Here is an 11,773-nt window from a genome sequence, read left to right as displayed (position 1 = left end):
CCAAGGGAAAGTCTCCTGATAGTTCAGCGTATATCACATTCAGAGATTTATATTTTTTAGTATTTAAGATTTTTTGAATTTTGAATTTTGTCAATGATCTCAGTATATCTGTAATCTGTTCCTAGGCTTAAGTCTGCATCTTCTTAAACTGAGTTGCGTATATACTTCTTAAACATTGTTCTGGAAAGCTATTTTGAATAGATGTTCTCATTCACGAATTATGCATGAATGTTAAGGTAGAAATATTAATCAAATAAGAATTCTTCTTAATTTAGAAGGACATCTATTACTTAATTTATAGTTTATATAATTTAAATTAAATTGAGTGTTTTGTATGAGTATAGATTAAATCCGGATATAACACATGGCGCCAAATGGCGATATGAATAACACCGCTGCACAATATGATAGTTTCTCTTTAGCTAATATGGTGCCACAGGCCCCTAAAAATAATCAGGAAGTCTGGCGTAAGCTGGAGGAGGCCGTGCGCGCGATTGTGACCAAACAGCATAGGGATGCCTATATTGTCACAGGTCCCGTGTTTGAGGGAAAGCGGCTCAAAACCATTGGGAATGGCGTGATTGTGCCAACGGCCGTGTATAAGGCGGTGTATCTGCCCAAACAGGGCATTAGCGGTGCCTATTATGCACCTAACAATGATTCACAGCAGGTCAGGGTCGTCAGTATCTGTTATCTGGAAGAGAAGCTGGGGGTTAATTTATTCCCGCAACTGACCGAGCAGCAGAAGCGTAACATCTATCAATTACCGTTGACCGCAGCTCAGGTTAAGGCCAATCAAGACATTAAATATATGCGTTGGGATGCGGAAAGCCAATGTGCGGAAGAAGCCGATACCGCCAGCATACAGGCTCAACAAAAGCAGTTTGCTTCAGGACAGTCCCAGACTGCTGAAAGTAAGTTGCCACAGATTGATGAGGAAACCAAGCAGGCGCTGATCAAGCAGTTGGTGGATATGCTGGTGCAGTATTTTTTACAATTGTTGAGATAATGTAGAGCATCTTGCAAATCATCTATGTTTAGCTCAGTGTGATGAAAAGAGAATAATAATGGGGAACGAGATGTTTAAGCCTTTTGTGAATGGAAATGAGTCTTCCGCAATCTATGACCTGACCCTGGAAAATCAGGTCGATTGTGTGAGCCTATATGGCAATCTGCAAATAACCAAAGATCAGGTCGGTTTACAGGCTGCCAAGAAGTTACAAGCCTTTATTAATGAGCTGGTGGCAGCCCTGGAACAGGAAAATCTCCCTGAAAAAATTCAGCGCCAACCTGAACAGGAAATCGAAAATCCATTTCTATAAAAAATGCTTTAAGAAACCATCGTTTCCTTATCAACTTGATTAAGAACTATAAATGGTATTGTTCTTCCGCCACTGTTGTGGGGTTAAACCAGTCCAAAGCTTAAATGCGCGCTGAAAGGCACTTTGTTCTGAATAGCAAAGCAGCAGGGCAATCTCCTGTAAACTCAGGTGTGGGTCTTTTAGATATTCAGTTGCCAGCATAAAGCGAACTTCCTGTACCCGTTCCTGAAAAGTGGCATTTTGCTGTTGCAGGTGGCGTTGTAACTGCCGAACCGAAACTCCCAGTTTCCCCGCAATAAAGTCGATCTGGTATTGGTTCTTTTGCAGGCCCGTCAAAATGGCGTGCTGCAAGCGTTGGTCGAGTTGGGTCGAGTTGGGTAATTTGTCCAGAAGCGCCTGTGCCTGCTGTAAAAGTAGTTGCTGTAAAGTGTGATCGCCTGTTCGAAGTGGCTTAAAGGCTTCGGTAACAGGTAGAAGTAGCTGAGTTTTAGGCTGATCAAAACGGACTTTACAACGGAAATACTGCTCATAAACCATAATGTTTTTCGGTGCGGTATTCACAAAATGCACTTCGTGTAGATTGAGATCTTCACCTGACAGAAATAACTTATGGAATTGCACCATCAGCGCAATTGCAATTTCATCTGTTAATTGGGTTGGGTTGGGTTCTGGAGCTTCCCAGCGGATTGATGCGTAGGGTGGGTTAAATTCAACGACGAGAGGGCTACCATCATAAATTAAGCGATGAAAATCATGATAACGCGCCAATGCTTCGCCCAAGTTTTCACATGACAGTGCGAGATAAGCAATAATTCCTAAATGTTTAGGTTGTACGTGCTCTGCAATTTCTAAGCCTAAACCTGTCTTGGGATTTAAACGATTAAGATCTTCAAGTAAGTCACGCCAAATGACGTAATCAAAACGTTCAAGATTTTGGACTTGTTGTAATTGCTCAGGAATTTCAATATTTTTTGTTTCGCAATAAGCCTTTAATAAATGCCCTAATCCGCCATAAACAGAGCCTGTATAGTTCTTGAGTTGGGACATCCTGTCTACTCCTTATTCTGTCGTGTTTTGTCAATATAAATATATCGTATCGTCAATACTTCGCCTACAAAAATTTATATCTTTAAAAAAATAAGGAAACATTTGGAGAAAACCATGTTGAAGGGTTTTGTTGCAGGTTTGGTGATTGCAAACGGTTATGAATGGTTTGCCCATAAATATCTACTGCATGGGGTTCACCGTAAAGGCAAGCCACGTTTCAGCCCAACGCCAAAACAGATGGAATCGCACTGGGCACACCACCGTGAAGTGCGCAAGCAGGGCTTTTCTGATGATTGTTATGTCGAGGGTCTGGACAACTGGCGTACGCGCAATGAGTTAATGTCACTTGCTCTAGCCGCAGGTGTGCTAAGTGTTGTGTTCTATCCTTTTTCAAAAGGCATGGCGCTTGCAGCGATTTATAGTGCGGGGAATTATTATTATGTTCATCGCCGTGCCCATCTTGAGCCTGATTGGGCGAAGCGTACAATCCCGTGGCACTATGATCACCACATGAACTCGAACCAAGATGCAAATTGGTGTGTTACTCGTCCTTGGTTTGATTATGTGATGGGGACGCGTGTGGTGTCTTCAGCAGATTTGAAAGAAGCCAATCCATTGGGTCTACCTTTACCTACACCGATTTCGAAGATATTAACTGAAGCGATTGAATCAGTATTTCCTGCTAAATGGGTAGAACAGAAACCAAAATTGGTGGCCGCTGCTCAGACAGAAGAGATCGAAAAAGTATCGGTTGCTTCTTGATAAAGCGTGAAGAGGGCATTTTGACAAAACATGATGCTGGTCGTGTGCTTATGTCGTGAATTGTCAATAAAATTGGTTTTTAATGTCAATATTTTTGCTGAATATCTCGCTAATTTAGCCCAAGCCTTTTTGTTGCTTGATATTTATCCAAATTTATTGTTTTTCGTTTACCCTCTAGCGTTGTATAAACGCATTTCATATACCTTGCTCAGCAAGGTATTTTTTTGACTAAAATTTGCCGAATAAAAAACCTCTCAAGCAATCGCATTGAGAGGTTTGGATCTCGCTATTTTTTATTGCTTAAAGGCGCATTTCAATGCCTTGCTCAGCTAAATATTTTTTCGCTTCTGGAATCGTATGTTGACCAAAGTGGAAAATGGAAGCTGCAAGTACAGCATCTGCGCCACCTTTCAAAATACCATCTGCCAAATGTTGTAAATTTCCTACACCACCTGAAGCAATCGTTGGAATCGTGACACGATCATTGATTTGACGCATTAAAGCGATGTCATAGCCTGCTTTGGTTCCATCGGCATCCATACTGGTAATCAGTAATTCACCTGCACCAAAGTCTGCCATTTTAACAGCCCATTCTATTGCATCAATACCTGTTGGCTTACGTCCACCGTGGGTAAAAATTTCCCATTTATTCTCGCCCGTTTTTTTTGCGTCAATGGCAACCACAATACATTGTGCGCCAAAGCGTTGCGATGCTTCTTGTACAAATTCTGGGTTAAACACCGCAGCCGAGTTGATGCTAACCTTGTCGGCACCTGCGTTCAACAATAAACGGATGTCTTCAACCTTACGCACGCCACCCCCCACAGTTAAAGGCACGAACACGCTTTCCGCCATCCGCTCCACCGTACGGTAGGTGGTGTCCCGTCCATGATGGGTGGCGGTAATATCTAAAAAGGTAATTTCATCGGCACCCTGTTCGTTATAACGGCGTGCAACCTCAACAGGGTCACCTGCGTCACGAATATCAAGGAATTGAACGCCTTTAACGACTCGGCCATTATCAACATCCAAGCAAGGGATAATACGTTTTGCGAGCATAAAATTTTCCAAAAAATCGCCAAGAGAGAAAGGAGACCGACTCTGGTGCTACACCTTCATGGAGGGAACGGGTATTCTATCAAAATCAGAGTGATATTTTGCAGGTTTTCCATGTCGGTTTATACCCCGTTGAGTTTAGAAGAAGTGCAGGCATTTGCCGAGCCTTATGGTTTGGCGGTGATTGACCTGATTCCAATCCAGGGCGGTATTCAAAACACCAACTTTTTTTTGGTGGATCATACACAGAAACAGTATGTCTTAACGGTTTTTGAAGAATTGGATACTGAGGGGGCGGCTGAATTGGTGCCCGTGCTGGACTGTTTGGGGCAGGCAGGCGTACCTGTCGCGGTGCCGTTGAAACATCACGGTCAGGCCATCCATAGTATTGCAGGCAAACCTGCCCAGATTGCGCCACGTTTAATGGGTGAGCATCCTGAGCAGGCCAGCATTGACCAGGTGCAGGCGATTGCACAGGCGCAGGCCAAACTGCATCTAGCGTTACAGGATTTTCCATTACAGCGTGATTTTAACCGCAACCATGCCTATTGGTCAGAGTGCATATAATGATTTTCTAGCTTGTCTAATTTTTTTGGTTTTTTTAATAAAGTACTATTTTCTATGTCTTTTCTTTTTTGATTTTTATCATAAAGACTAAATGATTCTCCATCTTCATAATCAATCTCAGTAATTTTTCCTTGAGTAAATTGACCTTCATAAAGACTTCTAATAATTTCTTTAAAGGTAAGTTCTTCAATTTCAATTTTTTTTAAATTTTCAAATCCAGCAAAAACTTGTTGACTAGCACATAGCATTAAAATGCAGAAAAGTTTAAACATGATATTCCCTTAAAAGTGAAAATTTTTAATTTATCTAAAATTAACATAATACACCTTATACGAAAGGTGTTCTAATTTTCCTTAGAAATCAATGCTGTAGTTTCTAGTTTATAGCCCAATCACACCCGATTGGGCTTTTTTATGATTTTTCATGTTTCACGATCAAAAAACAATCAATGTTCCACGGTTTTATTTAGCTTTGGCGAATAATCAATGGATGCCATTGAAGCCTTTTAGGTCTTCCGTTTTCTCAAAAATGAAGTCTCTACGATCCAGGATTAGGCAGTTTTTATGGCACTGTTGCAAATAGGCTGACATGATAAGCTAAATATCTTATTTATTTCGAGATACAGCAGATGAATCCCTTCCATGGTCGGCACTTTCAAGGTGAAATCATTCTTTGGGCTGTTCGTTGGTATTGTAAATATGGCATCAGCTATCGTGAACTTCAAGAAATGCTCGCTGAACGGGGTGTGAATGTTGATCACACGACTATTTACCGTTGGGTTCAACGTTATGCTCCTGAAATAGAAAAACGGTTACGCTGGTATTGGCGTAATCCTACAGATTTACATTCATGGCATATGGATGAGACTTATATCAAAGTGAAGGGGCGATGGACTTACCTGTATCGTGCAGTTGATCAACGGGGGCATACGATTGACTTTTACCTTTCCGCTAGACGGAACAGTAAATCAGCCTATAGTTTTCTAGGAAAGATCTTCAATACGGTGAAAAAATGGCAAATTCCACGGGTCATCAATACAGATAAAGCAGCGACCTATGGCCATGCTTTATCACGATTAAAGCGAGAAGGAAAATGTCCAGTAGATATTGAGCACAGGCAGATTAAGTATAAAAATAATGTCATTGAATGTGATCATGGTAAGTTAAAGCGAATCATCAGGGCCACACTAGGATTCAAATCTATGAAGACGGCTTATGCCACAATTAAAGGTATTGAAGTCATGCGTGCACTACGTAAAGGACAAGCATCGTCATTTTATTATGGTCAGCCTCAGGGTGAAGTGTGTCTAATCAACAGGGTTTTCGGTCTCTAAGCACTTTTTAAAGGGAACATCATCGACTCAAATCTCTATTTGCAACAGTGCCGAACTATGTCCGGGAAGGGGACAGGGTGATTGTACATTCAATGGATCGTTTTGCGCGAAGCCTAAAAGATTTGGTCACTGAAGTAGATAAACTGGTCAAACGAGGGATCGCCATCCAGTTTGTAAAAGAAAATATTACTTTTACAGCCGAATCCACCCCGATGGATAATTTGATGCTTCAAATGATGGGTGCTTTTGCACAGTTCGAACGTGAGATCATTTTAGAGCGGCAAAAGGAAGGAATAAAACTCGCCTCTGCTCAGGGGAAGTACAAAGGTCGGGTGCATAAACTAAAGCCTGACCAAGCTGAAGCTTTACGACAAGCATGGAAGGAGGGGAAGTATCCATCGAAAATGGCATTAGGGAAAGCTTTTGGGATTAGTCGTCAGGCGGTATACCGATATTTACAAGTTAGTGAATAGCTTATTGGGATTAGCAACTAAATTTAGTTTAACTTATAAAAATCATGAAACACTGTTCGAATTTTAAGCGTGGAACATGAATAATCAATAAAAAGCCGCTCTGGTGCCCTATATTCCAGAACGGCTTGCTTTAATATAATGATATTTAAAGAGAAATATCAAGCATTACGTATAAGGTGTATTATGTTAATTTTAGAGAAACTACTAAATTATATTGAGTTGTAAATATTTGAAAATTCCGTTAAGATATTTTGGATTAAATTCTATTCCTAGATAGCATTCGTGTTGACTCATCTCTCCAAAAAACTTTGGTTTTGTTTTCTTATGGTTTTTGCCATAGGATGGAGTAGTGTGTCTGTTGCATCAGTAAAGATAATGCATATCAATATGCAAACTGAAATGAGCCAAGATCATTGTTTAGATCAAGCACAGCAAGTCACTCAACATGGTATTAATCACGAAGTACAGACGAATACCGATTGCCATAATCATTTAGCTCTTAATCAGAATATAGATCACAAAAAGTGTCAGGAATGTTCTAGCTTATCCTGCCAGACACAGATCTCATGTCTTCATTCTTTGCAAAGCTCGCTAGATCCCCTAGATACCTTCTATTCTATAGATCAGCCTAATTTTTATTACCCCAACCAATATCTAAATGGGTATTGGCAAGAAATTTCACGTCCTCCTAAAACTTAACCAATTTTTTTAAAATTTATTTATTTTTCAAAAATTAAGGTTAAGTTATGTCTCATAAAATTAGTTCGTACCTATTAGCAGGTATTTGTTTTGCATCGTCGCCTTTGGTTTTTGCCGAAGTGCGTGAATATCAGCTTGTTATTGATGAAGCAGTGGTCAGCCCAACTGGAAAGCCTGTAAAGCGCATTACCGTAAATGGTCAATTTCCTGCGCCTTTGCTTGAGTTTGAAGAGGGTGATGAAGCCATCATTCGCGTGAAAAATAATTTAAAAAACCAAGATTCTTCTATTCATTGGCACGGACTGTTGTTGCCGGGCATTATGGATGGTGTACCGGGATTTAATGGTTTTAACGGTATTAAGCCTCAAAGCGAGTATGTTTATAAATTCAAGATTCGCCAAAGCGGGACTTATTGGTATCACGCTCATTCTAAAGGACAGGAACAGGACGGCTTATATGGTTCTTTTGTGATTTATCCAAAAGGTAAAACACCATTGGCAGCACATGAAAAAGCTGAACGTGACTATGTGGTGATGTTGTCAGATTTTCATGAAAAAACCAGTGATCAAATTCAGAAAGATCTTAAAATTTCAGCTGAATATTATCAAGATCAGCGTGAAACCTTGGGTGATGTTTGGAAGCAGGTTAAACGTGATGGCATAAAAGCGACATGGTCTGACCGCAAAATGTGGAATCAGATGCGTATGCTAAAAACCGACATGTCGGATGTTACAGGTTATACCTTCCTCATTAATGGCAAAACACCTGAACAAAATTGGACAGGAATGTTTAAACCGAATGAAAAAATTCGCCTACGTTTTGTGAATGCATCTGCGATGTCTTTCTACGATGTCCGTATTCCTAACTTGAAAATGACTGTGGTCAGTGCTGATGGTCAGCCTGTAAAACCTGTTGCTGTGGATGAGTTTCGTATTGGCACAGCTGAAACTTATGATGTGATTGTGGAGCCAAAAGGTGGACATTATCAAATTGAAGCTGAGTCAATTGACCGTGCAGGCTATGCGATTGGTACACTGCACAATGAATTAAATCCTATGACACATGGCATTCATATGCCTGCACCACGTCCACGCTCACTTTTGACCATGGAAGATATGGGACATGGTGGCGGTGATCATGCAGGAATGGATCATTCGAAAATGAACCACGGCAATATGCAAGGCATGGATCACTCGAAAATGGATCATTCAAAAATGAACCATGGCGATATGCAAGGCATGGATCACTCGAAAATGGATCATTCACAGCATGGCACAGCAAAACCACAAGAAAATGATCAAGTGGTTTATGGTTGGGCAAATGCATCTACACCTGCGGGCAATAAAGCCTTGCAATATAGTGATTTAAAATCTTTAGAACCGCAAAAAGATACTCGTGAAGCTAGCAGTGAATTAGTAGTGCGTTTGGGCGGTACTATGGAGCGTTATATTTGGACGATTAACGGTAAAAAATTCAGCGATGCTGAGCCATTAAAAGTGAAGTATGGCGAGCGTATCCGTATCAAATTTATTAATGACAGTATGATGGCGCACCCCATGCATTTACATGGCATGTTTATGCAGTTGGAGAATGGTCAAGAGTCGGTAGATATGCCGAATAAACACACATTGATTGTACCACCGGGTAAAACAGTGACTGCTTTATTAACTGCGGATGAGTTGGGCGAATGGGCAATCCATTGTCATTTGTTGTATCACATGAGTGCAGGAATGATGAACAAGTTGATCGTGGCAAATGTTAGCGATGAACAAGTGTCTACAACGCCAATTCAAGGTACAAATTCGACTCAAACTCACCAAGTAACTGAGCAAAAAGGAGCTGGACATGCACATCACTAATTTTGTATTTAAAGCGTTTTTTTCTGTTGCGGTATTGAGTTTAACAAGCTTAAGTTTGGCGCACGAAGGGCATCATTCAACTGCTCAGACTGATGGAAAAAATGTACCATCAATGAATCATCAAGCGATGTCTGAGATGGATCATTCACAGCATTCTCCACAAGAGCATGCACAACACATGCAGATGATGGGGAAAATGAATCATGCTGCACATTCAGCACCGATGAACCATCAACATGCAGGTCATCAGCCAATGCATCACAAATCAACAGAGAAACAGCAAGATCAAAAAGTACAGAAAGGAGATCAACATGCGCACCATTAATCTTTTTTCTAAAACTGTTTTAGCAAGCTCTTTGTTGATGGTCAGTGCAGTGAGTTTGGCACATAATGGTGAAGATCATAGTGCGCCTGAAAAAATGACAGTTGCTACATCTTCTAGTCAAAATCAGCCGATGCAAATGGATCGCTCTCAAATGAACCATAGCCAAATGAATCAGGCACAACATCAGGCAACATCTACGGTTAATCATTTACATCATGTACCAGATGCGAATGCTCAGCAGAGTTCGCATTATGATCATCGCTCAGAACACGGTGCGCAAATTTATGCGATTACGACAGTGGACAATAAGTGGCTTGTCAATGAAGATGGCACAGGTGATTTAAAGTCAGAGTTTGAAACCCGTATTGGCACAGATGAAAATAAGGTTTTTATTAAAATTCATGCCGATAAAGAAGAATCGCATGATGCACATTATGATGCCAAACTTTTATATAGCCGTATGATTTCAGACTTTTGGGATGCACAGATTGGTGCACGTTATCGTAGTGAAAAAGTTGAACTCAATGATCATCGCAAAGACACCGAAGAAAATGTTGATGCGGTGATTGGCTTACATGGTATGGCGCCATATTTCTTTGAAACTGATGCTTATCTCTATGCGGGAGAAGACAATTATGCGGGCTTTAGCCTAGAAACGGAACGTGATTTTCTGATTACGCAAAAGTTGATTATTCAACCTTATTTAGAGTTGGATGCTATCTTTAGTGATGACTCTAAATATGCGAAAAAAACTGGTTTAAGCAGTGCAACCGCAGGGTTTGAAACTCGCTATGAAATCAGTAAAAAGATCATGCCGTATATCGACATTGCCTATGAGTATTCAAAAGGTAATGATGAAACGTCGTGGCAAATAGAATCAAACTCTGAGAAAGGTTGGTTATATGGAGCTGGTGTTAGATTTAGATTTTAATTAATTTAATGATTACTAAATAGCTTTATTTAAATAAAACTCTAGCTTAATGTGGCCGGAAGCAAAATGTTAACTTATTTTGCTTCCTTCCATTTAACATAATGGCTGTTATGCGAATTCGACTTGTAATGCAATTTGCATTACACTATTCCTAGTACATTAAATACTTGGGAAATATGATGGCTACTGTTAACTTCAGGATCGATGAAGCCCTTAAAGAAAAATCTTATTCAATCCTTAAAGAGCAAGGTATTGCACCTACGGATTTCTTCACTAGTATTCTTGAGTATGTTGCTACGACTGGGAAACTGCCTGTCAAAAAAGCTTTGCTTTCAGAAGAAGATGAAGAATTATTAGCTCTTGTCCGTAAGCGCATTAATGATCCTAAAGAGATGTTTGAGGAAGTCACATTAGATGACTTATAAGCTTTTACGTCACAAGGACTTTACAGCAGAATGGGAAAAACTCCCTGTTGCTATACGAGATCAATTTAAAAAGAAACTAGCCAAAGTCATAGAGCAGCCACATATTCCAAAGAATATGCTTAGAGGCGATCTTGCAGGTTGCTATAAAATCAAATTATTAAAAGCTGGTGTCCGACTTGTCTATCAAGTTAAAGATGATCAGGTAGTTATCCTGCTCATTACCGTCGGAAAACGAGCTGATAGCATAGTTTATGACGAAGCGAAAAAGCGAATTAAAGACTAAAAATGGGAGCTTAAAGCTCCCATTTTTGGCTTCGTATAAGGTGTATTATGTTAATTTTAGGAAAGGCTCTAGACTAGCAGAATGATTATGTTAGTCTAGAGCCATATAATTAACATTATTGAAGTATTTTACATGGCAATTTTTCGACATTCTTCTGCACACTGACGGCAAGCCTCAGCACATTTTTTACAATGATCATGTGAATGTTTTTCACACTCTTCCGCACAATATTCACAGATCTTAGCACAAAGCTCACAAATCTCTTTGAGGAAAGGTGAGTTATGTTGTTGCATACGCACACATAACTGACAAATATCTGCACATTCTAGACAACGTTGAATACATTCACGCATCATCTCTAAATCTTTTTCTTTTAAACAAGAAGTTGCACATTCAGTACAAATAAGTGAACAGTTTGTACATGCAGAAATACACTCTGAAAATTCCGTATTAATCATTTTTTACTCTCAACTTATATAATCAAAGAAATAATTAAAACATAATTTTTTTCTACTAATTATTTTAAATTATTAGTAAATGTAATACATAATTTTAATTTATATGAATAATGTTAATTTTAACTAAATCTTATTTATATTCCAAATTATTAAAAAACAGTTTTTAATTAGGATAGATGATCAAGTATCAAAAGCAGCTATTCTTAAAATTGATGTGGTTCCGTTAATTAGAC

At 39.6% G+C, this 11,773-nt stretch carries 12 protein-coding genes and 3 pseudogenes; 11 read left to right on the top strand and 4 right to left on the bottom strand.

The annotated features are described in order from the left end of the window. Positions 1–361: 361 nt before the first annotated feature. Together BK820_RS14200 and BK820_RS14195 are read left to right on the top strand one after the other, a co-directional pair. Positions 362–1,009 (top strand): annotated as a pseudogene (locus BK820_RS14200) (DNA/RNA non-specific endonuclease); the annotation flags it as partial. 70 nt (positions 1,010–1,079) lie between these two features. Further along, positions 1,080–1,322 (top strand): hypothetical protein, encoded by a 243-nt coding sequence (locus BK820_RS14195; protein WP_005404640.1) that lies wholly within the window; start codon positions 1,080–1,082, stop codon positions 1,320–1,322. A gap of 39 nt (positions 1,323–1,361) precedes the next feature. On the opposite strand, the gene BK820_RS14190 is transcribed toward BK820_RS14195, so the two are convergent. After that, a complete protein-coding gene (locus tag BK820_RS14190) occupies positions 1,362–2,369 on the bottom strand; it encodes an AraC family transcriptional regulator (protein ID WP_004812248.1) in 1,008 nt (335 codons plus the stop codon). 114 nt (positions 2,370–2,483) lie between these two features. On the opposite strand from BK820_RS14190, the gene BK820_RS14185 reads away from it, so the two are divergent. Then, positions 2,484–3,131, top strand: coding sequence for a sterol desaturase family protein (locus BK820_RS14185; RefSeq protein WP_071321275.1), 648 nt, complete (start codon positions 2,484–2,486; stop codon positions 3,129–3,131). 300 nt (positions 3,132–3,431) lie between these two features. Here BK820_RS14185 and hisF read toward each other — a convergent pair whose 3' ends face one another. Continuing rightward, the gene (gene hisF, locus BK820_RS14180) at positions 3,432–4,190 is read right to left on the bottom strand and encodes an imidazole glycerol phosphate synthase subunit HisF (protein WP_004812244.1); all 759 of its coding nucleotides are present in this window, start codon (positions 4,188–4,190) and stop codon (positions 3,432–3,434) included. A gap of 111 nt (positions 4,191–4,301) precedes the next feature. Between hisF and BK820_RS14175 the strand changes: the two are divergent. Continuing rightward, a pseudogene (locus tag BK820_RS14175) lies at positions 4,302–4,745 on the top strand (phosphotransferase); the annotation flags it as partial. On the opposite strand, the gene BK820_RS14170 reads toward BK820_RS14175, so the two are convergent. Beyond that, positions 4,733–5,026 carry a hypothetical protein gene (locus BK820_RS14170; protein WP_004812242.1) on the bottom strand — a complete coding sequence of 98 codons (294 nt, stop codon included), beginning with the start codon at positions 5,024–5,026 and terminating at the stop codon, positions 4,733–4,735. The pseudogene BK820_RS14175 and the gene BK820_RS14170 overlap by 13 nt on opposite strands. A gap of 356 nt (positions 5,027–5,382) precedes the next feature. Between BK820_RS14170 and BK820_RS14165 the strand changes: the two genes are divergently transcribed. From BK820_RS14165 to BK820_RS14135, 7 genes and pseudogenes are all read left to right on the top strand, one after another. After that, a complete protein-coding gene (locus tag BK820_RS14165) occupies positions 5,383–6,087 on the top strand; it encodes an IS6-like element IS1008 family transposase (RefSeq protein ID WP_019383564.1) in 705 nt (234 codons plus the stop codon). 38 nt (positions 6,088–6,125) lie between these two features. Beyond that, positions 6,126–6,560 (top strand): annotated as a pseudogene (locus tag BK820_RS14160) (recombinase family protein); the annotation flags it as partial. A 746-nt stretch (positions 6,561–7,306) separates the two neighbouring features. Continuing rightward, positions 7,307–9,118, top strand: a complete 1,812-nt coding sequence (locus BK820_RS14155) for a copper resistance system multicopper oxidase (protein WP_034583971.1) — start codon at positions 7,307–7,309, stop codon at positions 9,116–9,118. Then, a complete protein-coding gene (locus tag BK820_RS14150) occupies positions 9,105–9,443 on the top strand; it encodes a hypothetical protein (RefSeq protein WP_004897649.1) in 339 nt (112 codons plus the stop codon). Before BK820_RS14155 ends, BK820_RS14150 begins: the two co-directional genes overlap by 14 nt. Beyond that, positions 9,430–10,374, top strand: a complete 945-nt coding sequence (locus BK820_RS14145) for a copper resistance protein B (protein ID WP_004668309.1) — start codon at positions 9,430–9,432, stop codon at positions 10,372–10,374. The genes BK820_RS14150 and BK820_RS14145 overlap by 14 nt, the downstream gene beginning before the upstream one ends. A 179-nt stretch (positions 10,375–10,553) precedes the next feature. Then, positions 10,554–10,799: a type II toxin-antitoxin system RelB/DinJ family antitoxin gene (locus tag BK820_RS14140; protein ID WP_000246755.1), complete on the top strand. Its 246-nt coding sequence runs from the start codon at positions 10,554–10,556 to the stop codon at positions 10,797–10,799. Then, the gene (locus tag BK820_RS14135; RefSeq protein ID WP_000221358.1) at positions 10,789–11,082 is read left to right on the top strand and encodes a type II toxin-antitoxin system RelE family toxin; all 294 of its coding nucleotides are present in this window, start codon (positions 10,789–10,791) and stop codon (positions 11,080–11,082) included. The genes BK820_RS14140 and BK820_RS14135 overlap by 11 nt, the downstream gene beginning before the upstream one ends. A 128-nt stretch (positions 11,083–11,210) precedes the next feature. Here BK820_RS14135 and BK820_RS14130 read toward each other — a convergent pair whose 3' ends face one another. After that, positions 11,211–11,540 (bottom strand): four-helix bundle copper-binding protein, encoded by a 330-nt coding sequence (locus tag BK820_RS14130; protein WP_004641881.1) that lies wholly within the window; start codon positions 11,538–11,540, stop codon positions 11,211–11,213. Positions 11,541–11,773: the final 233 nt, after the last annotated feature.

Source organism: Acinetobacter sp. LCT-H3, from assembly GCF_001866125.1.
Taxonomy (GTDB): domain Bacteria; phylum Pseudomonadota; class Gammaproteobacteria; order Pseudomonadales; family Moraxellaceae; genus Acinetobacter; species Acinetobacter schindleri.
The sequence above is the reverse complement of the archived record's forward strand: the minus strand, read 5'-3'. Positions and strand labels throughout refer to the sequence as shown.